Source organism: Paraburkholderia sp. NMBU_R16 (assembly GCF_013282575.1).
Lineage (GTDB): Bacteria > Pseudomonadota > Gammaproteobacteria > Burkholderiales > Burkholderiaceae > Trinickia.
Genome location: NZ_JAAAYE010000008.1, coordinates 1 through 25,584 on the forward strand (window position 1 = coordinate 1; position 25,584 = coordinate 25,584).

Annotated in this window: 23 protein-coding genes; 12 read left to right on the forward strand and 11 right to left on the reverse strand. The window is 60.3% G+C overall.

All coding sequences use genetic code 11. The annotated features are described in order from the left end of the window. Nucleotides 1-318: 318 nt before the first annotated feature. Together GWC77_RS05550 and GWC77_RS05555 are read right to left on the reverse strand one after the other, a co-directional pair. Nucleotides 319-1,728, reverse strand: coding sequence for a four-carbon acid sugar kinase family protein (locus GWC77_RS05550; RefSeq protein WP_173255877.1), 1,410 nt, complete (start codon nt 1,726-1,728; stop codon nt 319-321). A 6-nt stretch (nt 1,729-1,734) separates the two neighbouring features. Continuing rightward, a complete protein-coding gene (locus tag GWC77_RS05555; RefSeq protein WP_173255878.1) occupies nt 1,735-3,012 on the reverse strand; it encodes a ribulose-bisphosphate carboxylase large subunit family protein in 1,278 nt (425 codons plus the stop codon). 215 nt (nt 3,013-3,227) lie between these two features. Between GWC77_RS05555 and GWC77_RS05560 the strand changes: the two genes are divergently transcribed. Together GWC77_RS05560 and GWC77_RS05565 are read left to right on the forward strand one after the other, a co-directional pair. Further along, entirely contained in the window at nt 3,228-4,091 is an 864-nt protein-coding gene (locus GWC77_RS05560) for a LysR substrate-binding domain-containing protein (RefSeq protein WP_217283175.1), read from the forward strand. Nucleotides 4,092-4,300: 209 nt separating this feature from the next. After that, nucleotides 4,301-5,080 carry an SDR family oxidoreductase gene (locus GWC77_RS05565; RefSeq protein ID WP_173255879.1) on the forward strand — a complete coding sequence of 260 codons (780 nt, stop codon included), beginning with the start codon at nt 4,301-4,303 and terminating at the stop codon, nt 5,078-5,080. A gap of 49 nt (nt 5,081-5,129) precedes the next feature. On the opposite strand, the gene vapC is transcribed toward GWC77_RS05565, so the two are convergent. The 3 genes from vapC to GWC77_RS05580 form a co-directional block, all read right to left on the reverse strand. After that, entirely contained in the window at nt 5,130-5,540 is a 411-nt protein-coding gene (vapC, locus tag GWC77_RS05570; RefSeq protein ID WP_173255880.1) for a tRNA(fMet)-specific endonuclease VapC, read from the reverse strand. Then, nucleotides 5,540-5,770 (reverse strand): antitoxin, encoded by a 231-nt coding sequence (gene vapB, locus GWC77_RS05575; protein ID WP_173255881.1) that lies wholly within the window; start codon nt 5,768-5,770, stop codon nt 5,540-5,542. The genes vapC and vapB overlap by 1 nt, the downstream gene beginning before the upstream one ends. A gap of 190 nt (nt 5,771-5,960) precedes the next feature. Further along, a complete protein-coding gene (locus GWC77_RS05580; RefSeq protein WP_173255882.1) occupies nt 5,961-6,893 on the reverse strand; it encodes a LysR family transcriptional regulator in 933 nt (310 codons plus the stop codon). Between the two features lie 133 nt (nt 6,894-7,026). Here GWC77_RS05580 and GWC77_RS05585 point away from each other — a divergent pair, with 133 nt between their 5' ends. From GWC77_RS05585 to GWC77_RS30080, 3 genes are read left to right on the forward strand one after another with little or no spacing between them, the layout of a single operon-like run. After that, nucleotides 7,027-7,800: an SDR family NAD(P)-dependent oxidoreductase gene (locus GWC77_RS05585; protein WP_173255883.1), complete on the forward strand. Its 774-nt coding sequence runs from the start codon at nt 7,027-7,029 to the stop codon at nt 7,798-7,800. A 13-nt stretch (nt 7,801-7,813) separates the two neighbouring features. Next, nucleotides 7,814-8,800 (forward strand): aldo/keto reductase, encoded by a 987-nt coding sequence (locus GWC77_RS05590; protein WP_173255884.1) that lies wholly within the window; start codon nt 7,814-7,816, stop codon nt 8,798-8,800. Nucleotides 8,801-8,820: 20 nt separating this feature from the next. Next, on the forward strand, nt 8,821-9,192 hold the full coding sequence (locus GWC77_RS30080) for a DUF3592 domain-containing protein (RefSeq protein WP_173255885.1): 372 nt from the start codon (nt 8,821-8,823) through the stop codon (nt 9,190-9,192). Between the two features lie 8 nt (nt 9,193-9,200). Here the strand turns inward: GWC77_RS30080 and tssF are convergent, their stop codons facing one another. Further along, nucleotides 9,201-11,069, reverse strand: a complete 1,869-nt coding sequence (gene tssF / locus GWC77_RS05600; RefSeq protein WP_173255886.1) for a type VI secretion system baseplate subunit TssF — start codon at nt 11,067-11,069, stop codon at nt 9,201-9,203. Between the two features lie 157 nt (nt 11,070-11,226). On the opposite strand from tssF, the gene GWC77_RS05605 reads away from it, so the two are divergent. The 7 genes from GWC77_RS05605 to GWC77_RS05640 all read left to right on the forward strand — a co-directional run bounded on the left by GWC77_RS05605 (nt 11,227) and on the right by GWC77_RS05640 (nt 19,610). Then, nucleotides 11,227-13,338: a type VI secretion system Vgr family protein gene (locus GWC77_RS05605; protein ID WP_173255887.1), complete on the forward strand. Its 2,112-nt coding sequence runs from the start codon at nt 11,227-11,229 to the stop codon at nt 13,336-13,338. Between the two features lie 9 nt (nt 13,339-13,347). Continuing rightward, nucleotides 13,348-14,766 (forward strand): DUF2169 domain-containing protein, encoded by a 1,419-nt coding sequence (locus GWC77_RS05610; protein WP_173255888.1) that lies wholly within the window; start codon nt 13,348-13,350, stop codon nt 14,764-14,766. Next, nucleotides 14,759-16,324: a DUF4150 domain-containing protein gene (locus GWC77_RS05615; protein WP_173255889.1), complete on the forward strand. Its 1,566-nt coding sequence runs from the start codon at nt 14,759-14,761 to the stop codon at nt 16,322-16,324. Before GWC77_RS05610 ends, GWC77_RS05615 begins: the two co-directional genes overlap by 8 nt. A 24-nt stretch (nt 16,325-16,348) precedes the next feature. Then, nucleotides 16,349-17,308: a hypothetical protein gene (locus GWC77_RS05620; RefSeq protein WP_173255890.1), complete on the forward strand. Its 960-nt coding sequence runs from the start codon at nt 16,349-16,351 to the stop codon at nt 17,306-17,308. A gap of 11 nt (nt 17,309-17,319) precedes the next feature. Further along, the gene (locus tag GWC77_RS05625; protein WP_173255891.1) at nt 17,320-17,862 is read left to right on the forward strand and encodes a hypothetical protein; all 543 of its coding nucleotides are present in this window, start codon (nt 17,320-17,322) and stop codon (nt 17,860-17,862) included. A gap of 81 nt (nt 17,863-17,943) precedes the next feature. Then, on the forward strand, nt 17,944-18,978 hold the full coding sequence (locus GWC77_RS05635) for a hypothetical protein (RefSeq protein ID WP_254366826.1): 1,035 nt from the start codon (nt 17,944-17,946) through the stop codon (nt 18,976-18,978). A 182-nt stretch (nt 18,979-19,160) separates the two neighbouring features. Further along, a complete protein-coding gene (locus tag GWC77_RS05640) occupies nt 19,161-19,610 on the forward strand; it encodes a hypothetical protein (protein ID WP_173255893.1) in 450 nt (149 codons plus the stop codon). Nucleotides 19,611-19,753: 143 nt separating this feature from the next. Here GWC77_RS05640 and GWC77_RS05645 read toward each other — a convergent pair whose 3' ends face one another. From GWC77_RS05645 to GWC77_RS05665, 5 genes are all read right to left on the reverse strand, one after another. After that, the gene (locus GWC77_RS05645) at nt 19,754-21,478 is read right to left on the reverse strand and encodes a carboxylesterase/lipase family protein (protein ID WP_173255894.1); all 1,725 of its coding nucleotides are present in this window, start codon (nt 21,476-21,478) and stop codon (nt 19,754-19,756) included. Nucleotides 21,479-21,713: 235 nt separating this feature from the next. Continuing rightward, nucleotides 21,714-21,905, reverse strand: a complete 192-nt coding sequence (locus GWC77_RS05650) for a hypothetical protein (RefSeq protein ID WP_173255895.1) — start codon at nt 21,903-21,905, stop codon at nt 21,714-21,716. A gap of 69 nt (nt 21,906-21,974) precedes the next feature. Continuing rightward, entirely contained in the window at nt 21,975-22,784 is an 810-nt protein-coding gene (locus tag GWC77_RS05655; protein ID WP_173255896.1) for a sulfotransferase, read from the reverse strand. Beyond that, entirely contained in the window at nt 22,784-24,955 is a 2,172-nt protein-coding gene (locus GWC77_RS05660) for a peptidase domain-containing ABC transporter (RefSeq protein WP_173255897.1), read from the reverse strand. Before GWC77_RS05660 ends, GWC77_RS05655 begins: the two co-directional genes overlap by 1 nt. After that, nucleotides 24,952-25,119, reverse strand: a complete 168-nt coding sequence (locus GWC77_RS05665) for a hypothetical protein (RefSeq protein ID WP_173255898.1) — start codon at nt 25,117-25,119, stop codon at nt 24,952-24,954. The genes GWC77_RS05660 and GWC77_RS05665 overlap by 4 nt, the downstream gene beginning before the upstream one ends. Nucleotides 25,120-25,584: the final 465 nt, after the last annotated feature.

The following is a 25,584-nucleotide window of genomic DNA, read 5'->3' on the forward strand; positions in this document are numbered from 1 at the left end:
ATGGAACCGCTCGGCTATATCCCACCCGCTGAAGCTGAGGCAAACTATTACCGGCAACTCAGCAACGGAGTTGCGATGCCGGCATCAACTTAAACCAACCAGCCTCCACGATTCCCGGGGCGATTCAACGCATGTCCAGCTTTTTCGTTTGGAAACCGCTTCAGGCGATCGTTGGCGACGTTGAAGCATCTGTTCGATAGCGCCGGTCCGTGCCGGGGGACAGGCGCCCCAAGTCAACGTAATTCGATGGTCAACGGCTTCATTAGGAGTGAACGACAGGATCGGGGAGGCGCGAGGCTGCGCGGTGCGACGCGGCGATCATCTCGAGAGGCCATCCCGTGCGACGACAAAGAAGTTCTCATCGCCCATCTGGCCGCCTTTCAGGGCAAGCTGCAGGTTCTGCAAATGCGGCTTATCGGAAAGCACATGGCACAGCGGCGCGCCCGCGGCGAGGCGGCCTTCAATCTCGAGCGCATCGGGACCGAGGACTTGTGTCACCTGACTCGACGTATCGCCGCCCGAGAGAACCAAGCGGCGCACATGAGTGGCCTCGAGGACAGCATTCGCAACCGCGCCAAGCCGTTGGCCCAGCAATCGACCGCCTCGATGCCGAGCGTCGTCCTGGGTCAGTCCTTCGGCGGTGAAGCACTCGAGCATTTCGGCGATGCGCGTATCGCGCGGGCCGCGGGCTGTATGCATGATGACACTGCGCCCTTCGCTGATCAGCGCAATCGTACGCCCGACGATATCTTCAGTTGCTTGCTGCCAAGAGTCTTCCCGTACAAGCGCTTTTGCGTCGATGGCAATCTCTGTGAAGCCTGCTGCGATCGCCGTGTCAATCTGAGCGGAAGAGAGCGGTGACGCACTCCCGGAGATGGCAAGAATTTGGCTGGTGGGCGCAATACGCTCGTAAGATCGCTGCGTATCTGGAAGATTGCCGAGCTCCCGCCACCATTGGGTCAGCGCATATTCGACGCCGGACGAGCCAATGGCGAAGATCGGGCCGGCGGTTTTAGCGTAGCTGTCAAGAATGCGACCGACTTCGGTTAGCTGACGTGGAGTCACTGTATCGAGCAAGATTCCCGCGTCGCCCGTTGAAGTTGCTTCCGACCACGCCCGGTCTACTTCTTTGCGAGCGCCTTCCAGACTGGGCAGGAACATGCCAGAGAGAGGCAAGTCTGTCTGCAGCGCCAGATGACGCAGAAGATCGCCTTCCATCATCGGTGTAACCGGATGGACACTCATAATCGGATGGCGATCGATGCGATAAGTCTTGTGATCGGTCGCGGATCGGGCAAACAAGTTGCCGAAGGCGCAGTAGCGTTTCAATGCTGGCGTACCGGCAACAATCGGAACGGGTGTGCGGGTGATTCGAGCGCGGGCTATCTCCAACGCTTTTCCGATGCTTCCTATCGCCGGCCCACTATCGAAGGTCGAACACACTTTGTAGTGAATGATGGGAGCGTTTAGGGCGCGTAGAGCCCCGAATACCGACGGAAGCGACTCGTCCATTTCGGACGGACTCATCCCTCGACTGTCACCTGCGACACCGATAGCGTCAAATCCGCCGAGTTGCGATAGCCGTTCGGACGAAGGCACTTTCAAGAAAAGGGCGCACCGCAGCCCCGCGAAAGCCAAAACTTCCAGAGCATCAGTCGAGCCGGTAAAGTCGTCGCCATAGAAAGCCAGACGCAATGCCACGTCGGATCGTTCAGCTTTTGCACTCATCTTGGATTACGCCGATTGAAAGTGAGACAGAGCAGCGCGCAGCGCAGGTCGGGACTCCGCGAAGGTTTTCAGATCGACTCCTTCAACTGCTGCTTCCCAACCTTCTCGCATACTGGCCACACCTGCGGCGATTCCGTGCGGATGTCCGATGATTCCGCCGCCGGCCAGATGCATCAGGTCAACGGAGCCCAGCTGAGCGTACAGGTCAGGCGCTTGAGACGCCCATTGGCCCGATGAAAAAACCGGCATCAACGGTTGCACACCCGCGAACGGTGTCAGGCAGGCACGGGCCGAATCGATGACCGATGCATCGGGCTCCCAGAACTTGCTGCGAATGCCGTTGACGTGCAAATGGTCGACTCCAGCAAGTCGCCACAATTTCTGGTACGCGTCAAAGGAGAACCCGAGTTGCGGACAGCGCGTGAACGCACCCCACCCGTTGCGGTGGCCGTGGATAGGCAATTGGGCATGCCTGCGAAGATGCTCGACGCCAGCAAAACCAACCCAATTAATGCAAACCATCACGCACGTACCACCGGCCTTCAGAACCGCATCGTGTCGCTGGAGCATTTCATCGATTGTGCCCGAGATATTGATCGCGTACATCGGCATGCGGCCGATGCGGTCTGCGTGTCGGTGCAAGACGGGCATGACGGCTGCAAGGCGCTCGTCAAAGCGTGCGTATGAGGGGTCGGCGAGCAGCTCGTCATCCTTGATGAAGTCGATGTCTGCGGCGCACAGACTATCGACGATTTCAGCCGTCTGTTCGGGAAGCAAGCCGATACTTGGCTTGATGATCGTCCCGATCATTGGTCTGTCGTAGACCTTAGCGAACTTGCGCGTTCCGCCAATACCGTACTGAGGGCCGGGGAATCGTGCCGCGTATGTTGCCGGTAGATCGATGTCAAGCAGGCGCAGCCCTGTCACTTCCCCTAATTCAAACAGGTTGCCTGCAACAGTGGATAAAAGGGTGGGCAGATTGGGGCCGACGTTGTCCCCCGGAAAGGCGATCTCGATCTCTCCTCGGTAATAGACACTCGGCGAACCCTTGCGTTCGACATGAGCACTGCGCAGCGACGGCTCGAGAACGGGAGGATGCGAATCCACCTTGACCACACGGGCCCGGGCACGGTTTTTTAGGGCATCGGTTTCCCCCGGGAGCGCCAGAAAGGTTCCGCTGGACTGTTCTCCTGCGATGACTTCTGCGGCTTTGGCAATCGGCACTGAGCTTTCGACGAAATAGCGCGCAGTGAATTCCGCTCTTTGATGGGAGATTTCGACCATGTTTGACTCTTCGTCCTAGGTATTCGAGCTGAACCGGGGCGCATGGACTTACCGTGGGAAGCATGCGCTTGAGCCGGGGATGAGGAGAATATAGATTTGACGACTTTCGACATCAAACGATATGATTTCTCGACTCCGAGCGAAAAACTCACAATAGGCCACTTTCATAAGCAGTGGGCCGCGGGCCCATAGGAGCCCATGTGCCTCGCCTCTCATTGAATGCGCTGCGCGCCTTTGAAGCCACAGCTCGCCTGCGCAGCTTCGGTGCCGCCGCCGAAGAGCTCTGCGTGACTCATGGTGCGGTCAGCAGACATATCCGTGCACTCGAAGAGCAGCTGGGCGTTCTACTGTTGTCGCGCAATGCGCATTTGACGGAGCCGACGCCTGAAGGCGCGCGATTGGCCGAAGGCCTGAGCGTGGCGTTCAACCTTATACAAAAGACCGTCGATCAGCTAAAGCCGGGGCCGTTGACGCTCTCATGCTCGGCGTCGATCATGATGTACTGGCTGCTGCCGCGCCTCTCAAAGCTGAAAAATGCGATCCCATCGCTCGAGCTGAGTTTCAACACAGGTCATGGCGAAGTCGACTTCACCCGGGACAAGATAACGGTGGCGATACGGCTTTCGTCCATTCCGGTACCTAAAGGTGTCACGCCGGTTCCGTTGATTGAGGAATGGATCGGCGCAGTATGCTCGCCGGAGTACATGCGCACAAACCGGATCGAAAAGCCGAGCGACCTCGAACGTGTGCGGCTTCTAGCAACGAATACGCGACCGTCCGCGTGGGCCGACTGGTACAGGGCGAGCTCGACCGTGCTCGAAAACCCGCCCGAAATCGCTGAATCGTTCGATCATTTCTATCTTCAGATTCAGGCCGCCAAGTGCGGATTGGGCGTTGCCGCAGTGCCGAGAATGCTCGTGCGAGACGAACTGGACTCAGCCGGTCTTGTCGCGCCGTTCGGCTTTGTCCCAGGCCCTGCGAGCCTCGTGTTGTGGGTTGCTCCTCATGCCGAGAGTCAGCCGAAGACCGTCGCCTTGGTGGAATGGCTGAGGAACGAGTTGCGTGAAATGGAGACATGAAGCATGCGTCTGCTTGCTTGCCCGAATGTGGGATCCATTTCTCCGGTGTGTGACTTTTTCTCACCGTCTTCAGCTTTATTATCCTTTGACCTTGCCAGCTAAGGCTCCAATAATCTGCACACGAGATGGCGCGCACAGTGCCGTCATTTGATCCGCTTCCAGGCATCGCACGCGACGCCGCAGAGCGGTCTTGGATTGAAGGGGACAACGTGGAGCAGACGAAGCAAAACGGCGCAGATCGCCTAGCCGTGGTGACGGGCGGCGCTATGGGCATCGGTGCGGATTCGGCGGAACAGCTTGCAAGACGTGGCTATCATGTCGTTCTCGCCGATATCAATGAGAGCGCGGCGGAAGAAACGGCGTCCGGTTTCCGGCGCGCGGGCCTGTCGGTTTCGGCTACCCAGATGGACGTTTCTAACGCCGAATCGATTGCCGCTGCGTTCGATGCGATCGACAAGGCCTATGGGCGTTGCGACGTGTTGGTGAACGGCGCCGGCATTGCCAAGCTGGTGCCGTTCATAGACTATCCCCTCGACACGTTTCTCAAAACGATGCAGGTCAATGTAACTGGCGCGTTTTTATGCTCTCAACGTGCCGCGCGTCTGATGGTCAAGAACCGCTGGGGCCGCATAATCAACATAGCTTCGGTGGCAGGCATGCGAGCGGTCGGTAAAGGGCGCACGGCCTACGGCACGTCGAAAGGGGCCGTCATTGCGTTGACGCGCCAGATGGCGGTGGAACTCTGTGACTACGGCATCACCGCTAACGCAATCGCTCCGGGTCCAGTTGATACGCCGATGACCAAGGCGCTCCATAGCGAAGCGTTTCGCGCTGAATACTCGAATGCAATTCCAATGAAGCGCTACGGCACGACATCGGAAATCGCTGCAGCGGTTTGCTACTTGGCGTCGGAGGAGGCAGGATATACAAACGGGATCGTGCTTCCGGTGGACGGTGGCTTTCTCGCATGGGGAGCAGGCGCGGTTTGACAGGGCTGCGACAATTCTTCCGCGACGCGCGAATAAGTCGTGAAAGCGCTTACTGTTCGGCGTGCACCCAGTCTTCCACTCTCAAACCGGGCACTCGTTCGAATTCCCGAACATTATTCGTCACTAGGATCATGCCGTGTGGTCGTGCATGTCCGGCAATCATCTGGTCGTAAGGGCCGATCGGTTTGCCGATCTTTTGCAACTCGGCTCTGAGTTGGCCGCTATGCATGGCAGCTTCGTGGTTATATGCCAAGACATCTAGCCGGGCGGCGAAGCCTTCGACGACAGCCAGGTTTTTTTCCGGAGCTGCGGACTTTTCCGCGCCATAAATCAGCTCCATCAATGTGACCGTGCTGATACAGAGTTGGCCCTGGTGGCGATTGAACGCGTCGCGAACTTCGGGGGGTTTCTTCTTGATGGTCAAGATACAAATCTTCGTATCGAGCATGTACTTGAGCATCAAAAGCCCTCGCGCTCCTGATCGCTTGGTTGGTCGCGCGCGGACATAAAGTCCGGGCTCACCCCTTCGCCATCAAACCAGCTATCCCACGACTCGCCAGCCGGGGTGAGTAAGCGCGCGCGGCCGATGGCGACCACGTCGACTCGCTTCACATCGTCGGGAAGCGCCACGGATTTCGGCAAACGCACGGCTTGGCTGCGGTTGCTTTTAAAGACTGCACCTTGCTCCACAAGCAACTCCCTTGTATATGGCCATCGTATATCCAATTATAGGCAGATCGCAGTGTATGTCAGTGGGATATACCCGCCAGGACATACACGGCTGGCGAAAGCGGCCGGGCCCAGGGTAAAGTCTGCTTGCTGGCTTTTAGTCGCTCGCCCATCGAACGAAAAACGCCGATGGCTGGCGCAGCGCTGTGCATCACCGCGAAAAGCCCCTGACAAGCTTCGGAAGCGACTGCTGTCGGCGTACGATATCGATCAATGTCATCAGCGCGGGGTGCTTGTAACGGCGGCTGCTGTAGTAAATGTGAAACGGGTCTTCGTCGAACGCGTGCTTCTTCAACACGGTTTGCAATTCGCCTCGCGCCAACTCCTCGGCGACACGGGCCTCGAGCACATACGCGATACCCAGCCCGGCCTTGCATGCGCTGATCGTCGTGGCCGTGTCGTTGATCGTCAGCAAGCCGGGGACTCGAAGGCGCCGCGCCTCGCCACCATCGTTGACCTCCCATCGATAGCTCGAGTTGTCCCCGAGCAGCAGTTGAAGGCAGGTGTGATCGGACAGATCCTTGAGACTGCGCGGCGAGCCGTGGCGCTCGAGATAGTCCGGCGAGGCCGCCATGACCCATCGCTGGGGCCCCGTCAGCGGGACCGCCACCATATCTTCCGGGACGTAGTGTCCGTAGCGAATGCCTGCGTCGTAACCCTCGGCCACGATGTCGATCGGCCTGTTTTCGACGACGACCGTCAGCCGCACGTCGGGACACATGCGCGCGAACTCCGGCAACGCCGGTGCGACGAGTAAATGCGCGGCATCCGCGAACACGTTCAAGCGGATTTCTCCGAGCCGTGCCGTGCCGGGGGCCTCGAAGGTTTCGAGCGCCGAGCCAATCTGGTTGAAACCGTCCTCCAACCGCGCCGCAAGGTCGCGTCCGGCCGCGGTCGTCGAAACGGATCGGCTGCTGCGGTTGAGCAACTTCGCGCCGAGGCGATCTTCGAGCCGGCGCATGGCATGGCTGACGGCCGACGGCGTTTGCCCCAGTTCGATCGCGGCGAGCTTGAAGCTGCGGCACCTCACGATCGCTAAGAACGACTTCAAATCCGCGAAGTCGATTCGGTCTGATTTGCTCATGATGAATGGCATTCAATAGCGCAATGAACCCAGTTCATTCTACGCCGTGCAATCATTGCCTCCGAACCGATGCAACGGCAGAAACAGGCGACGCTTGCCAAGGCTGCGAACGAATCTTTTCGAGGGAAAACGTATGCCGAATTTCGAACACATACGGATTGGCGATTTGGACGGCACGAAGGTTCTGGTCACCGGAGCGTCGACCGGGATCGGAGCCGCGGTGGCCCGCGCATTCGCGGCACAGGGCGCACACGTCGTCGCCCATTTCAACCGTAGCAAGGCGGCTGCTGAAGCACTGCGCGCCGAATGGCCGGACCATATCGAGCTGATTCAAGGTGAGCTGGGCGAACCGGACGCTGCATCGCGGGTGGTGCAGGCCGCGGCGAACATGCTGGGTGGGCTCGACGGTCTCATCAACAACGCGGGCGGCATGTTGGGGCGCATTGCCTCGACGGACATGCCGCCCGGTCATTTCGATGAGGTCGTGAATCTGAACGCCCGCTCGGTCTGGGAGGCGACGGTGGCGGCCCATCCGTTTCTGAAGGCGGCCGGCGGCTACGTCATCAACACTTCGTCCGTGGCCGCGCGCACCGGCGGTGGTGCGGGCGCAGTGCTTTACGCCGCCACGAAAAGCTTTGTCAGCAGCTTGACGCGCGGCCATGCGAAGGAATTCGTCCGCGACGGCATACGCGTCAACGCGGTGGCGCCCGGTCTCATCCAGACGCCGTTTCACGACAAATACACGCCGCCGGAACTGCTTGCTCAGCAAACTGCGTCGGTGCCGATGGGGCGGGAAGGCACGCCCGAGGAATGCGTAGGCGCCTTTTTGTTTCTCGCTTCTCCCGCGCTGTCCGGATACATCACCGGCCAGATCATCGAAGTGAATGGCGGACAACTGATGCCTTGAAAGAGGAAAGACAATGAATCAACGGCCATTTGGCAATATCGGGCAAGTCGTTTCGGAAATCGGCTTCGGCGCGTGGGCGATCGGCGGCTCATGGGGCGACGTGTCGGAAAGCGATGCGAAGGCGGCGCTGCACGCGGCGCTCGATAGCGGCACGACGTTTATCGACACGGCCGATGTCTACGGCGATGGCCGCTCCGAGCGCATCATCGCGGCCGTGCTGAGGGAGCGCGGCGGGCCGAGACCCTTCGTCGCGACAAAAGCGGGCCGCCGGCTCGACCCTCATGTGGCGCAGGGCTATACGGCGGCCAATTTGAATGCGTTCGTCGAGCGGTCGCTCAAGAACCTCGAGACCGAATGTCTCGACCTCGTGCAGCTGCATTGTCCGCCGACCGAGGTCTACTACCGGCCGGAGGTTTTCGATGCCATGGACGCCATGGTCGCAGCGGGAAAGATCCGCCACTACGGCGTCTCGGTGGAAAAAGTCGAGGAAGGTCTGAAGGCGATCGAATACCCCGGCGTCAAGTCGGTGCAGATCATCTTCAACGTGTTCAGGCAACGTCCCGCCGATTGGTTTCTGCAGGAAGCGCGCGAAAGAGGCATTGCCGTGATTGTCCGTGTCCCGCTCGCGTCTGGTCTGCTGACCGGCAAGATGACGGCGGATACGGCGTTTGCGGCCGACGATCATCGCCACTTCAATCGGGAGGGGCAGGCGTTCGATAAAGGCGAAACATTCGCGGGGGTGCCGTTCGATGTGGCGCTCGAAGCCGTCGACGAAATCCGGCCGCTCGTTCCGCCTGGCGTCACCATGGCGCAATTCGCGCTGCGCTGGATCTTGATGAACGAGGGCGTGACGACCGTGATCCCCGGGGCCAAGAATGCCGAGCAAGCCAAGGCCAATAACGTGGCAAGCGACTTGCCGCCGCTGACCGACGCGGCAATGGCCGCGCTGCGAAAGTTGTATTTGGACAAAATCGCGCCGTATGTCCATCAACGGTGGTGATGATCTCCGTGAGGTGGGTGGTGACCAAAGCACTTATTGCCGTCGGCAGCGGCTGTCTGATCGCGGCGATTTTTACGCTCCATTCGACGCGCGGCTTTCTTCATTCATCGATCGTCGTTCCGGGCCGTGTAGTCGCGCTCAATGCGGGCGGCAGTCACCCGCAGATCGCATTTGTCACGCAATCGGGCGAAGCCATTGCCTATCCGCAAGGTGGCATGATTTTCGGAATGAAGGTCGGCGATGCCGTGCAAGTCCGCTATCTCCCCGAAACGCCCCGGCATAGTGCGACGCTCGATCGGTTCGGCGCGCTGTGGGATACGACGCTGTTCTTCGCGGTACTGGGCAGCGCTGCGATCCTCTGTGGCTTGTTGAACCTGCCGTCGCGCCAATGAAGCCAATCTCAAACCAACGGCCGCGCCCCTCGCCGAGCGGGACACCGGATCAGTACCACGCCAGTCCCCGCCGATCGCACAACCAACCGCACGAAATTATTTGTCGACGCATACGATTCGAAAAAGCGCGCCAAGATAGCCGCGAAAACGCTGAGGCTGATATCGACCAACGCCGCTTCATCGAATCCGACTGTGATTTCCATACCCCGCACGAAAGAAGGAAACGAATCATCGAGCGACATCCATTCGATGGCCGGTTTCCAGCCGAGGCTAGCGAGCGCATCGGTGCAACGGCGCGCGGCGGGAGCGGAGCGGGCGGCATGTTGCTCGAACAGCGCCTTCAGTGAAGGCAGCCCCGCTTGCGTGAGCTCGATCGCATGCGGTGTCAGCGCTGACAACAACCGCCATAACGCACCATCGCCGCGCGGCAATTCGGCGGGGCGGCTGGGAGGCGCCAATAGCCTGATCGGGCATGAAAGCGCCGTTTGCTCGTTCGAGAGATCGCCATCGGGCGAACCGATCGGCAAGCCCGACGGCAGATCGCCGTTGGTCGCGGTCGTCTCCACGTCGAGTTGAGGTTGCGCGGCGCGAGCCGGCTTACCATCCAGCCCGACGAGCGATAGCAGCAAGTCGCCATTGCTGCCGACGAGCGCGGCGTCGCGGTCTCGCGCGGCGATCCAGTAGACCGCCGAACCCGTGGCGCTCGGGCGATGTCCGAACGCACGAAACGGTTGCACGTCGATGCGCGTGCCGCGCTCGGCCTGCGGTGCCGTTTTTTCGGTGCCCGCGAGCTCCCCGAGCCAAACACCGTCGATCGAAAAGACTTCGGTCACGGACTCGGCGGCAAGCGGCACCGGCCGCACGGGATAGCGGGTGTCCGTCGGCGTGAGCACGATCGGCGCCGCTGGCCGTTTGAACAGGTTGATGACCGGCGTACAGCCGAGTTTCAGGGCGGAAGCGTTGAGCGTACCCAGCGCTCGGCCGGCCCCCGAATCCGCTTGTGCTCCGGATACCGCGACATGCAGCGTAATCCTCGCTGCCGGTCCTGCGGCACGGCGCACTCGCCCCATGTCGATATCGACGAAATCGAACAGCTCGGGAAACGCAAAGTATTCGAGCAGACATTGAAAAGGCGTTGAAGCGCCGGGCGCCTCGCGCGGCAATAGCCGATCGTTGTCGTCGAAGCCGACCTGCTCGAATGGCACCACCGGCAACGCTTTCCAACGCCCACTATCGTCCGCTTCGACGAATGCGGCGCGCGCGTGCAGCAACACCGTGTCGAGGAGGGCGCAAACGAGCGCACGCGTGCCGGCAAGATGAACGCGCACACGCGACGATGGAACCGAATCGTCGAAGCGCTGCGTCGGTGTGGTGGCTGAAAACGCGATCGAGAGCAGTCCCGAAGCATCGGGCGGGAACTGTACGCTCGATGGCGCATAAATCGCCGGGGAGAAGCGCGCCGCTTCGATGCGCAGCGTCGAAAGCGTCACGTCGTAGACGGTCGTGAAGCGGCAATGCGCGGCGAGCGCATCGAGTTCGGTACCGCGCTCCACGCGCTGGGGCTCGGTCAATAGATCGATAACGGGAGACGGATCGAACTGCGCGATCGCGCACGAGGGTACCGTGCGCAAGTAACCCGGATACAGCAGCTCGAGCAGTGGCTCGGTGAATTCCGGGTAATCGTCGCCAAGCTTCACGCCGATGCGCGCCGCCAGAAACGCGAACGCCTGGCTCAGGCGGTCGACATGCGGCTCGTCGGAATGCCCGTTCGACAAGCCGAGCCGTGCCGCGATCCGCGGATAGCGCTTGCCGAACTCGGCCAACGCGTCGGCAATGAGACCGAGTTCGTATTCGTAGTGCGCAAGCAAGTCTTCCATCTACGCTCCATCGAATGCGGCATTGAAAGCCGTCAGCCGCTGCCTCGTTCCTTGTACCTGTTCGACCGTCACGGTTTTTTCAACTAAAAAACGTTTCATTTGGCATTCGTCCGACGGTAATATCTCGATTCCCTCGTGCGACGTTTCGAGGTTTCCCATGCAAATGTCCGAGATTGCGAGTTTCTTCCGGCTCCAGGGTAATCGCCTGCTCACGATAAAAACGCCGTTGGCAGGGCCCTCCGAATTGGTGGTGGTCGATTTCCAATGCACGGAAGGTTTGTCTCAGCTTTTCGAAATCCACGTGCGATTGGCCTCGCAGGATCGAAAGATCGAGTTGAAGCAAATGATCGGGCAGCCCGTGACGGTCACGTTGCAGGTGACGTCGGCGCTGGCCAGCTCTGAAGAGCGCTTCTTTCATGGCTATGTGGCCGCTTTCACGCACCTCGATACCGATGGCGGCTTCGCACTCTATAGTGCCGCCATTCGGCCCTGGGTATGGATGCTTTCGCGGCGGCAAGACATCCGGATATTCCAGGAGCAACCGGTTCAGGCGATTCTGGAGAAAGTGTTTCAGGAATATGGCGCATTGGCTTCCCATGCGTTCAGATTGACGAAACCTACTAAAAATCGTAGTTACTGCACGCAATACAAAGAGAGCGACCTCGACTTCGTTTTGCGATTGATGCAGGAAGAGGGCCTCTTTTTCTTTTTCGAACACACAAAAGACGGTCACAAGCTGATCGTTACCGACAGCTCGGTGACGGCGAAGCCGATCGACGGCCGCAGTCCGTCGATTCCCTACCTGCAGGGCGAGGCGCTCGACGACCGCGACGTCGTGACCTCGTTCCAAGCTTCGCGGCAACTCGAATCCGACAAAGTCGCCCTCAAGACGTTCGACTACAAGGCGCCCGGCGCGCGGCGTTCCGTGTCCAACGGCACGCAAGTCGACCAGGGCGATGTCGCCTCGTACGAGGTCTATGACTATCTGGGCGCTCACGGTTTTGCCGACAGCGATCGCGGCGAGGAACTCGCGCGGTTCAGGACCGAGGCGCTCGCCGCCCACAGCAAGGTCTTCACGGGTGCGACGACGAGCCGGCGGCTGATGCCGGCGCGATACTTCGAACTCGACGAACACTACGATCATGCGGGCGCGCCGGCTGAAGATCGGCAGTTTCTGTTGACGACGGTCACGCACAGCGGCCAAAACAACTACCAGGCCGGCGACGGCGCGGCGTCCTATTCGTGCAGCTTTACTTGCATTCGCAAGAAGATCCCATACCGTCCCGCGCTCGCGGCTGAACGGCCCACGATCGCGGGGCCCCAAACCGCCACCGTGGTCGGCCCTCAGGGAGAAGAAATCTACACGGATGAGCTGGGGCGCGTAAAGGTTCAGTTTCATTGGGACCGTCTCGGCAAGCGCAATCAAGCTAGTTCCTGCTGGGTGCGTGTCGCGCAGCCCTGGGCCGGGCGCGGTTTCGGGATGATCCAGATCCCCCGCATCGGCGATGAAGTGGTGGTCTCCTTTCTCGATGGCGATCCCGACCGGCCGCTCATTACCTCGCGCGTCTACAACGCGCAAAACATGCCGCCGTGGGCGCTGCCGGCCAATGCTACACAAAGCGGCTTTCTGACGCGATCGAGCAAAGGCGCTACGCGCGAAAACGCCAATGCGATCCGTTTCGAAGACAAGCTCGGTCAGGAGGAACTCTGGATTCATGCGGAGAAGGATCAGCGGATCGAAGTCGAGCATGACGAATCGCATTCGGTCGGCAACGATCGGGTGAAGACGGTCGTGCATGACGAAACCGTGAACGTCAATCATGACCGTACCGAGACAGTCGGTAACAACGAGACGATTACGGTTGGGGTGAACCGGTCCGAGCGAGTCGGCGGTAATGAGACGCTGACAGTGGTCGGAAACCGCAGCGAGACGATCGACGGCGCACAGAATCTTTTGATCGCGTTGGCATCCGCGGAGACGGTGGGGCTGGCCAAGGCGCTGACGATCGGCGGCGCCTACACGGTAACGGTCGCGGGCGCGATGAATACGGCGGTCGGGTTGGCGAGTGCCGAGGAGGTCGGGCTCACGAAAACGACGATGGTCGGGAAAACGTACACCGTGACGGCAGGCGATCGGATCGAATTGAGGGCGGGGAAGTCCGTTCTGATTCTCGAAAGCAATGGAAACATCACGCTGCAAGGCGCACAGCTGCTGATCGAAGGATCGGGGCCCGTGCAGATCAACGGAAAAGACGTCGATATCAATTGAGCGCGGGCCATGGAGTTTCGCAACCATACGCCGTTTCCGGCGCTCGCGTTCGAGGGAATCGATCAGCACGACCAGCCATTTCACGTCGTCGTGCTGCGGCAGACACTCGATCTCACCGACGATGGCCCTGTCTATGCCGACGAGCAGCGGCCGCTATGCGAGGAGGACGCCTATTTCGGTGAGGTGGGTCGCAGCGGCGTGCGCGAGGAGAGCGATCTTTGCCACTTCAAGCCCAAATGCGATGTCATCGTTTACGGCACCGCGCATGCGCCGGGTGGCCGGGCAACGCCGCGTTTCAGCGTGCGGCTGCACGTCCGCAAACCGGATGGCCCACCGCTTGCCTTGCCTGAGCCTCCCCAGGGACTGAATCCGCTCATGTCCGCTGCACCCGAAGCCGTGAAACGATGGGAGCGCGAATGCGAGGTACTGCTGCGTCGCGGCGAGCGAGGGCAGACGCTTATCGACAAGTCACTTGTCGTCACGGGAAAGCGCTTTCTTCGAAAGTCATCGTTTGCAACATCCTGGATGGCTCGCGTTTGCCGCTGGCTGACGCTGGGCCTGGTGCATCCCGTTCCTTGGACGATGTCGGCACCGGACCCTGCATTGAGCGTTGCGCTTCGTCCGGAGTTGGCATTCGGCGGTGAATGTCTCGTGCTTGCCGATTCACCCGCCGCGCGATGCGTGCCTGAGCGCTATCGGCTTCCCCGGGCGAACGGCGCTGTGGCGGCGGTGGCGCATACGGCGTTTGGCGCTAATCCCATTGGCGTCGGGTGGTCGGAGCACTGGTATCTGAAGGCGGCCGGTGTCACGCGTTTGCCGGCGCCCCAAATCGAGTTTTCCGATGCGCCGTTCGATCTTTCGGTGTTCGAGCGGGCGGCTTCGGGCGAGGCGTTGCCCAAACAACAGCAGGTGGCTGGCTTTGGCGTTCGCCATAAAGGGCATCCGGACCGGGCATCACTGGTCGGCACAATCGATGAAGCGTTCATTGCGCGCGATAGGTGCTTGCCTGAGGACTTCGATTTCGCGGTTTGGAATGCGGCATACCCCGATCAACAGATCGAGTACCCGAGCGGCGGAGAGATCGTCGAGCTGACGAACCTGTTTCCGTCCGATGCGCCGGGCGTGCATGTCGACTCTCGAGGCGATACCGTCATGAGATTCGCGTTGCCGAAGCATCTCGCGTTCGTCCGTGTTCGCCTCGAAAGCGGGGCTTACTTCAGATCGCCGATGCATCTGGACACGGTTTCGATCGATACCGATCGTCGGCAACTATCGATGGTTTGGCGGCGAATCATAGGTAAAACCGCTGAGGCGCCGGTTCGTGTGCTCGAAGCAGGCGTGCTCTCGGAGGATCAGCGGCGTGAGCGCGAACGGCTGTTCGCGGAGTTGGATCGGCAGGCGGCCGGCATGGAGGCGCGAGATGCCTAAGCTCGGCACGCACAAGGCCAGCGAATTCAAGGCCGTATCCACCGCACCATCCATCAACAAGACCCAGGTGGGCAGCAGCGTCGTTCCTTTGCCGTATCCGACGACCCAGGATTTGGGGAGCAGCGTCGGCGTGGTGCCCACCGTGCGCTTTCGCGGGACACCCGTGTATGTGCTCGATCAGAGCACCCAACCGAGCTGTACCGGCGATAGTGCGGGCTCGCTCAAAGGCGTCAAGTCCGGGACGGTGAATGGGGAGGTGAAGCCCACCAGCGCTAGCGGCTCGGTGCGCGCGGGCGGGAAGTACGTGGTGCGCGTTGGCGACACCAACACGATGAACGGCGGCAATAATCCGGGGCTGTACGTTGCCGCCCCGGCACCCTCCGGAATGTCGGCCAAAGCGGCCTCGGCGGGGGCCGACCAGCCACCGGATCAGAACGCTACGCCGGCCGAACAGACCTTCACGGACAAGGTCAAACGAGTCGCGAAAGACTTGGCGCAGGGCTACAAGGACAACGTGTCGCCCTCGTTGCATGACGCCGCCGGCAAGGCGATGGATGTCGGGGGGAAGGTCGCGGGAGCGGGCGGCGTGACGATGCTGGCCGGAACAGGAGTCGCCGCCACGGGTGTGGGGCTTCCCGTCGCGGCGGGCATGGAAGCCGTCGGAGGCGCCGGTGTGACGGTGGGTGGCGCGGTCGGCGCAGTCGGCGGTGCGACCGATGCCGGGGCGAGCACGATGGATGCCGCCGCGGACTGGATACTCACGGGCAAGGCGCCTGACTTCGTCAGCACCGCGGTCGGCATCGTCGAGAACGCGGTCATCAATCGCATTACTTCGATGATCCCGGGCAGCAAGGCTGTGGTTGCGGAAGCGAAGGCATTGAAGACGGAAGCAAAAGCCGAAGCGCACGCCGTCAAAAACGAGGTGAAGCAGGAAGAGAAGCAGATCGAGCAATCGACAAAACGCGCCGAAAGCTCGGGGAGCGGGAAGGACAACGTCAATGTGCCGGGTAGCGGTAACGACGCCGGACGTTGTAGATTGCGCCCATACCGCGAAGGCTGCCCTGGTGGTGCCACTCCGCACCATGTGATTCCGGATCATTGTTTCAAGCAGCCGGGCGAGAACGGTGCATATTACCCGGGCGCCATTCAGCATGCCGACGGGCTTTCTGTTTGTGTGGACGGCAAGACGAAATCGAGTGCGCAAAACGGTGGCACGATCAGGCAAAGCGGCAGGCGGCTCGTTCAGTACTATCGCGAGCTTGCCCAGCACGGTCAGATTCATGCGCGCTTCGACATCATCGAAGCGGGACTGGGAAGAATCGGAACGCCGCGAGGTACCGCATCGCTCGGGCAACTGGAGGACGTCGGGGCCGGTGTGGTTTCCCAGGTGACAGGATGCAGCAAGGACGATCTAAAACGTCAGTTGCGTCAGTATCACCAGTCCAAAGGGTTGCCTGCGACTACGAAGCTACGTGCCGATCCCTTTGGCAGAGTAAAGAGTCTCGATCCATCGAGCATGGGCGTGCCGAAGCAGAACGGTGGTGGATTCGGTTTTTAAATGATTCGTATGGGAGCAGCAACAATGCTTGGTACAGAGGTCTATTTCATCTCGGGTTGTGCGGTCGAAAGCGACATTGTCTATCTCGCCACTCAGCTTGAAGAGGTGGACTCGTCCGAATACGCGCATACGAGGATGAGCGCGTACGTTGGGCGCTTGGAGCCGGGCCGGCAATGGTTCTATCACGACGTCAATGCGAACGTCGTGTCTGTCTGTGAAAAGCGGCAAACGAGCACGGAACCCAGGCAACTGGTCGCGCTTTCGAAGGAAGGCGAGGTCGAATTATGGACGAGCAAGGACGGCTCTTCCGTCACCGAGAAGATTCCGGACGCTGGCGTGCGTCTCGGCAATCTTGGCTACCTGCGGTCGATTCGTGAGATCGGTAACACGCTGTTTGCATGTGGGTTCAACAGCCAGGTCTACGCGCGAAACAATGGTACGTGGAAATCGCTGGTCTCGGCACCTTTGGCGTTTCATCATGCAGCATCGGACGAGTATGTCGTGTTCAACGGAATCGATGGGTTTTCGGAAGAAGACGTGTACGCCGCGGGCTCCAACGGCTCCCTTTACCACTGGAACGGCAGCGCATGGCGGCAAATCGAGCTCAAGACCGACGAGAATCTTGAGTGCGTTCGTTGCTATGGGCAGGATGATGTGTGGATCGGCGGAGCGAACGGCACATTATTGAACGGCAATGTCGTCAGGGGCTTCCGAGATGTCAGCGATATTGCGGACAACGATACATTCTGGTCGATCGCGAAGTTCAAGGAAAAAGTCTATCTCGGCACGACAAAAGGCCTGTTCGCTTATGACGGGCATGTAATCGCGCCGGTCGTAACCGGGCTGAACCCCGAAGTCGAAACCTATACTGTCGATTCGACCGATGATGCGCTTTGGTCGATCGGAGCCAAGGATCTGGTCAGGTTCGACGGCAACTTATGGACTCGGATCGATCATCCCGACAATCCGCCGATCAAGCCATGAGGACACGTCGGATGGACATCGATGATATTGCGGATCAGCTTCTCGCCCGCATCGGCTGCTTCGATATCGCGCAATGGTTGGGTGAGCTGGCTCGGACGCTGGAGCTCGAGCTTATCGAATTGATGCCTGTCCCGGTCGTCGAATCCAAGGTCGTTACCGTTGCCGACCGAGGCCTCGCACTCACTCTTCATCATCCGCATGCGGGATACGTCGAGCAGGGAGATCCGGCGCGCTGGGTGCTGACGGATGCGGAGTTTGCGTTGGCCGCAGGTAGTCAGCCGGGTTGGCCGGGTGCTTTGCCATTAGGTATGGATAAGCGCAACAGTACTCGGGAAAGCATCAAAGCGCTTTTGGGGGAAGCGACGACACCCATAACGCCGTCGGACATCGCGGCAGGTGAGCGGCGGGAGACATACGTCATGAATGACGGCCGTGCGCTCGAGGTTACGTGGAGCCGCACATTGACCGGTATCGACCGGTTGCACCTTGCGAGATTGGGGCGGCCCATGCGATTTGCTCCGACGCGCATTGAAGGAGGCAGCGACGAACTGTGACGTTTCGATTCACTTCCATGCGACCGCGGGCCTGGGCGAAAGCCACACAACGACGGCACTGCGGAGAGCACCGGGGCGCTAATGGCGACAAACGTTACATTCACGGTCGCGAAAGTCATCGAAGACGATTGGCTGCTGATCGCCGGGTCTCCCGACGGGGATGAGCCGTACACTCCATTTACTCGTTGGTTCCAATACATCGAGGGCGACGCTGAGCCCTGGACTAGTCACGAAACGAAGTGGTGGGCTCGCAGCGCTACGACTTACTTTTGGCCGGGCGTCGATACGCCGGGCGTCGATACGCCGGGCGTCGATACGCCGGGCGTCGATACGCCGGGCGACTGGGCGTTGGTCGGCATGTCGCACGAAGGCCACGTCGAGTTCAGCTTCGCAGAGACGATCGTCGAAGAGAAAATTCCGGGTGCCGGTGTATTCGTCCCGGACGCTGGCGGCTGGGGCTATGTCAGTTCAATCCGCCAGATCGGACGTTTTCTATTTGTGTGCGGAGCCGGCGGGCAGGTATACAAACGTCTAGCCTCCAACAGTTGGCAGCATATGGACGACGGTCTCTTGCAGGCCTTGCCGATCGATCAGCGATTATTACTGAGCGACATGGGTGGTCCTGACGAAGGCGATATATATGTTTGCGGGAGCTATCCCGGTCCCGCAGGCATCGAAGGACGATTGTTCCACTTCGACGGAAGGACGTGGAGCAGGTTGAGGATTCCGGAGATGGGACATTTGAACTGCATCTTGATCGAATCTCCCGATAGCGTTTGGGTCTGTGGTCATAATGGGGCACTTCTGAACGGTAATGCGCGAGATGGCTTCAGAGACGTATCGAGCGTAGAGCACGATCCGTTGTTCTACTCAATGGCGCTTTTCGGCGGGAACTTGTACCTTGGCTCGCACTTGGGGCTTTACTCGTACAAGCTTAACGATGCTCACGCGAAAATCGATGAGGTTGTCACCGGGTTGACTCCGCCTGTGAGCGACGCTGTCACGGTCGACTCGGTTGGCAAAGTGCTCTGGTCCGTGGGAGAAAAAGATATCGTGCGCTTCGATGGCTCGTCTTGGGGGCGCATCGATCACCCGGACAACGCCTCTACTCGCTAACGAATCGACGAGCGCCATGAAGGAAGCAGGGCAAGTGGCCTGCAATGCTCAAGGAAATGCGCGACGTGCGTCGAATCGCCAATCAAATCGAAGACAAAGAAGCTACGATGAAGCGATGCATTGAGATGCCGGAGTACTTTAAATGCCTTCAGAAGAACGGCTCTTTGCCGATGGGTTGACCTATGGATCGCAATAGAAACTACGCTGTATTCCCGCAAAGCGGCGTCGCCGAGATCGAGTTTGGCATGCGGGCGAGCGAAGTCGAATCGCTGTGGGGTCCTCCGACGCGCAGGTCGAAAAACATGCTCGGTGACGACACTGAGGTGCGCGACGCGAGCCTGATTACCTATGACCGTGCGGACGGCGGTGTCGCTGAGATCGCGTTTCCATCCACCTATCCGAATGTGACTGTCAAAGGGATACGGGTCTTTCAGCAACCGCACGCTAAAACCATTGAGCAGTTGAAGCAGCTCGATGCGCAGTCATATGTGGGGCAAGGATTCATCGTCTTCAGGAATTTGGCAATCAGCCTGTCCGGCTTTGGAGCGGACGACTTCGAAGCGTTGACCTTTACCGCCTTCAAAGCGGGATGGTGGGATGACGACCTTGCCGATATGGCGAAGCTATCTTAGGCGACGACCGCAGGCATGGGCTGTTCGTCACGTATCGATCATCCGGAAATTTTCCGCATTCGCGCATAAGAAGGGGCGTTCCGAATCATCACCTTTTCAGCGCCAAGGCGCGGATACCTTTCGACACCCGCGCCCGACGCCAATCAGGGTTTCATGCCCGCCACATTCGGAAACGCGGTCTTGTAAAGCACATGCAAGAGGCGATACCGCTCCGAATCGGTGTCGAGAATCGAGCGCGTGTCACTGCCGATCGACTGGCGCACGAGTCCGCCTCGCTCTTCCCGCGCGGGCGGCCAGAGCGGCAGTCCGTCGCGTGCGAAGCTCGGGCGCTCCTTCGGCGAACCGATCTTCTCGAGCCCTTCGCTGTTCGGGTCGCCTGTTTTGACGAACCGCGCAACGTAGTCGGAAAACACGCGCGCGATCTTGCGATCTTCATCCGTCCAGGCGTATTGAGGCTGCTGCCGGAAATTGTCGAAAATATATTCGACCTCCGCGCCATGTTCGGCGCCCATGACCGGCTCGGGCCGCGGGTCGGCTTTCTCGCCGGTCACCGGGCGCGCCAGCGGCGGACGCGGCTGCGTGAAGAAGTAGTAGTAGACGGGCGCTGCGCCCGTTTCCCGATGCAAGTCAGCCCAAAGGCGCGTGCTGATGCCGAACATCATGTCGCTTGCGAGCGCCGTGCCCGAGCGCATGACTTCCTGCTCGTCGCCACCGGGGTACAGCGCCATGACTTCGGCGGGGTAGTTGTGCGGGAAAATCTCCTCGAGCGTTAGACGCCAGTTTTCGGGTGTGGGAGCACGACCTTCCAGCACGCGACTGAAGTGCGCCTCCTGAGAGTTGGATCCGACCAACAGCGGCACGCGCGCTTGCCCGCCGGCAGCGAAGACGGCCCCGGGCCGCTCGGTCAGAAAATAACCGTCGACGGTAGGCCAGAATCCGAACGGCGTTTCGTCCTCCGGGTCTTTTACATCGAGCAGAGCCTCGGCCGGGCGGGAGCGAAGCGCTTCGAGGGAGGACGCACCGAGCCGGTTCGAAAATGCTTTCGATACGTCTTCGGCGTGCTCCTTCGTCCAGAAGTTGATCGGTGTGAAAGCGCCGGCGCTTTGTCCAATGGCACGCGCAAAGAGTCCCCGCGAGAGCGGCGACGCCATGTGCGCGCTGACTGACACCGCACCCGCGCCCTGGCCCCCGATCGTGACCTGTTCGCGGTCCCCGCCGAACTGCGCGATGTTCTCGCGCACCCATTTGAGCGCAGCGAGCTGGTCGAGCAGACCGTAGTTTCCGGCCGCACCATATCCGGACTCCTGCGCGGTATCGGGGTGCGCGAAAAAGCCGAACACATCGAGGCGATAGTTCACCGTGACGACGATCATGCCTTTGGCCGCGAGATTCGCGCCGTCAATGCGTGCGTCGGATCCGTCGCCGCCTTCGAAATCCCCGGCGTGGAAATAAACGAGGACCGGCAGCTTGGCTGCATGCGGATCGGGCGGTGCCCAGATATTCAGGTAAAGACAGTCCTCGCTCATCTGCGTGGAGCGAGAGGTCTTTGCGAATCCGTCCGACTGCATGCAGCGCGGCCCGAATTCGGTTGCGCGCCGCACGCCGGCCCATCGCGCCACGGGTTGGGGAGCTCGCCAGCGAAATGGGCCGACCGGCGCGGCGGCATACGGTACACCGGTAAACGCGTGTACCCGCGTCTGTCCCGTGCCGATACTGACGCCTTCGATCACGCCGTAAGACAATTGCGCGCGCGGTGCCGACAGGGCCGGCGCGGCATGGACCACGGCTGGACAGAACAGTGCGGCGAACAACGCCGCGGCGGTGAGCGCCCGGTATCGGCCGGCACTGGCAATACGCATCGATTTCATGAATGGCCTCTTCTGACCCGAACCTGTTGAGCAGGACGGGCGGGGTGGAAGGGCCGTCGATGATGTTGCGGCAGCGAGCAATCGTTCCGCGTTCGTCGAGAAACCGGACCGAATGAGGGGCGCCAACGGCGAAAAGCGACGCTTCGTTGGCCGCTATGCTTTTGCGCCGTAGATCAGCTCCATCAAGGTCAACTGCATGACGCGCGCCTTGCGGCGCGCGTCATCTCACCGCTATTTAGCAGCCGTATCCCCAGCGGTTGCAGTTCGGGCCCGGGTCGCTATACCCACCGCGCACACCTTGGATTTCCTCGGCGGTCAGCGTCCGCAGCGACGACGAGCGACCTTCGCGGAGCGTCATCGGCGTGCGGATTTTTTCGCGCGTGAGCGATTCAGCTGCCTGGCGCTCGACCTGGTTCCTTTCATTCATGGTGAATATCCTCGTAAATCCCGCAATTAAAGGCTTCAGTGCCTTCGATCGTGCGGGTATCGATCGAAGTCATACAATCGCGATGCCGTGCGCCTCCACATCGGGACGTTCCCAGAAATTGAACGACTCCAGATGAGCAAACATATCGGGCGGCAAGACCGTGTCGCGCGGCTCGAACGACACGCCGCGCCGCACCCGATGCAGCCCCGGCGTATTCACGGCGAGGTCGAACCGGTCTGCCTCGTATTGAACGTTTGCGGTGTCGTGTTCGAACGGGGCTTCGTCAAGATGCGCATAAATGCGAGCGAGCACGCGGGCGGGGTCGCGGCACAATGTTTCATAGCGCACCACGAGCACGCGTCCGGCTTCGGCGCCATAGCAAGCCTGCTTCAGTGCATCTAGCGCGTAGCCCACCATGCCGTTGCTCGCGCAAAGCGCCTCGACACGCTCGTACACCGTCGCGTCCGCCCGGTTGCCGAACAATGCGGACAATCGATGGGGATGCTTGCGGGCAAGCCGTTCGAGGCTGTCGATCACCCAGCCGACATTCCGGACGCAGCAAATCGCCCGTGTCGCCGGAAACAGATCGACCAATCCCGGCAGCATGCAAGTCCATGAGCGATGCGTATCGATCACGATCGGCCGTACGTCCGCATCGCCGTAGTAGGCATCGAAAACCGCCCGCAACAGCCGTCGCCGCCGCGCCGTATCGAAATGATGGTGCATCTCGACCGATGCATTCATCGCCTGTAACTGCGCAATGTAGAGCTGGGCGACGGGGCTCGTCATATCCGCGTGGACAAGTGGATTCTGCCGAAGCAGCGCCGCCAGCAGCGTCGAGCCCGAGCGCGGCAATCCCGACAGAACGTGATAGGTCATCAGGCGGTCTCCTTATGAGCGTGGTCGGTGCCGGCCGCGCCGGCATCCTGGCTTCGGTGTGCCTCGTCATCGTCGACGGGATCTACGCGGCCGTGCTCGAGCCGGAAGACGCGTTCGACCGACGCAATCGTCTGCGGCCGATGGGCAATGACGATGCGAGTCAGTTGCATCGCGCGCACGGCCGCATTGATGGTGGTTTCATTCGCGGTATCCAGATGGCTCGTGGCTTCGTCGAGCAGCAGCAGGCGGGGTTGCTTGTAAAGCGCACGCGCCAGCAGGAGGCGCTGTTTCTGGCCTCCCGACAGCAGACATCCGCCGGCGCCCACGAGGCTGTCGTAACCCATCGGCATGCGATCGATTTCCGCGTGGAGCCCGGCGAGCGCGGCACAGGCGTGGATGCGCGCGACATCGATGTCCGCGGCAAAGAAGCTGATGTTCTCGGCAATCGTGCCGCCGAACACGGTGTCGTCCTGCATCACGGTCCCGACGAGACGACGAAAATGTGTCAATCCGATCTCGTCGATACGCCGGCCGCCAAACAGCACTTCTCCCTCCACGGGTTCGAGCAGCCCTAACAAGATTTTTGCCAACGTCGATTTACCGCCCCCGGACGGGCCGGTAATGGCGACGCTTTCGCCGGGCTCGATGCGTAGATCGACGCGCTTCAATACCCACGGCTCGGACGGCGCATATCGAAAACTGACGCCGCGCAGCTCGACGCTCGCCTCGAGACGATCGCGGTCAGTCGGCGACAAGCATCCCGCCACTGCTTCGTTGCGTTCGGGCGCCTGATCGGTAATATCGGCTACCCGTTCCACGTGCACGGCAAGCATTCTCAAATCGATGACGCAATCGATCAGCCCGGCAACACGGGATGAGAATTGCTCCCGGTAGGCGATGAGGGCGAACAGCATTCCCACGGTCAAGCGGCTATCGATGACCGCGAGCGCGCCGATCCAGACGGCCGCAATGCGCTCCAGCCCGAACAGCAATGTGCTGATCGCGCGTTGAACGGCGACGATGCGTTCGCCACGCAGACCGGCGTTGAACTGGTTAATCAGCAGATTCAGCCAATGCATTGTCCGCAGCGGCACTTGGCCATACAAGCGCACGGTCTGAATGCCGCGTAGCGTTTCGAGAAAATGATTGTTCTGTTTGCTGCCGAACGCGATCTCTTCCGCCTTGACGTCGCGCATTGCACGAAACGACAGCCATCGGGACGCGAGGTACAGCGACGCGGCACCGACCGATACGACGCTGACGGCAGTGCTATACGACAGCATCATGGCCACCGTACCGACGACCATGACGCCATCGACGATCGTTTGGGCAAATCGCGTACTCAGCATGTGCTGGATTTGCTCGACCGATCCGAAGTTGGACTGAACGGCGCCCGGGTGACGCCGTTCGAACCACGCGAGCGGCAGCCGCATCAAATGCGAAAAGACGTTCGATAGCCAGCGGAAATTCAGATGCGCGCTGATCGCGGCGACTAGCCATCCGCGAACCGCGGAGATCGCCGACTGCACGACGACCAGCAGCGCGAATCCCATCGATAGCACCGCCAGCGTACGCGCGTGAGACGACGACACGAGCCCCCGGTCGATTGCCCATCGCAGGTGAAACGGCATGGCAATGGACAACGCCTCGAGCGCGAACGCCGATAGCAAAATCCAGCCAAGTTCGGATTTCGCATCGAGACAATATTTGGCGATCGGTGCGAAGCGCGACAGACCTCGCTTTTCGCTGTGGCACACGAATTCGCTCGATGGCCACAATTCAAGCGCCACGCCGGTGAAATGCCCATCGAATTCGCGCCACGAAATGTGCCGTAGGCCCGCGGCCGGGTCGTGTATCGTGACGCCGCTTTGGCGCAGCGATTTAAGCACGACAAAATGATTCATGTTCCAGTGCAGAATGCACGGCAGCCGTAGCTCGCTGAGATCCTCGATCTCGATGCGTAACGCTCGCGACGACAACGCCAAAGCGGAGGCAATATCGATGAGATCCGCGAGCGTTGCACCTTTGCTGGACAACACGATCTGCTGTCTGGCTTCGCGCATCGAAATCGGTTTTCCGTGGAAGGCGGCCATCATGGCCACGCACGCGAGACCGCATTCGGTCAGCTCGGCCTGGAGCAAAACGGGGAGTTTCCCGCGTAGCCGAATCATCGCATCTGCGCCATGTACGCGAAGATCGTCGCGGCGGCCGCGAGCGAGCCTGCGAGTGCCCACGACGCCCACGCAGGCCATGCCCGGCGGATCAGAACCGTGCCGGCCATCGTGCGTTGCCGGTAATTCAGTGCCGCCGTCCGAAAGATCCGGTTTTGCGCCATAAGAGAATCATTTTCAGATGCGTCGTCTCAATGAGAAAGCTGCAGTGCACCGTATCGATTTACCTTGAAAGTGGATCGATCGGCGAGCACTTACAGTCTTCCATAGTTATCGATAGGCAAATGTAAGGGATTCGTTGAATTTAGCGTCAGATAATCCTTATTGATTCGCTAGTGCGCCCTTGAATTCGCACTGCTCCGGTGATACCGCGCCGACGCTGAAAATCAGCGAGCCATCGTCGAATAAGACTGAACGTGACGATTCAGCGGACCGGTCATTCATACCGAGCCGCGTAATTGGGGCTCAACCGGTCGAGCAATTTCGTATGAGCCCGCTCTTCAGACTGGCGTCTGTCGAGCCGTTAGCAAGTCAGAAGGAAACGAAGCCGTGCCGCCGCGGCTATCGAATCGGTCATTGGCCCCATGCCGCTCGCTCGGCTCGGCGTCAGGCGCGGGCACGTGCATTCG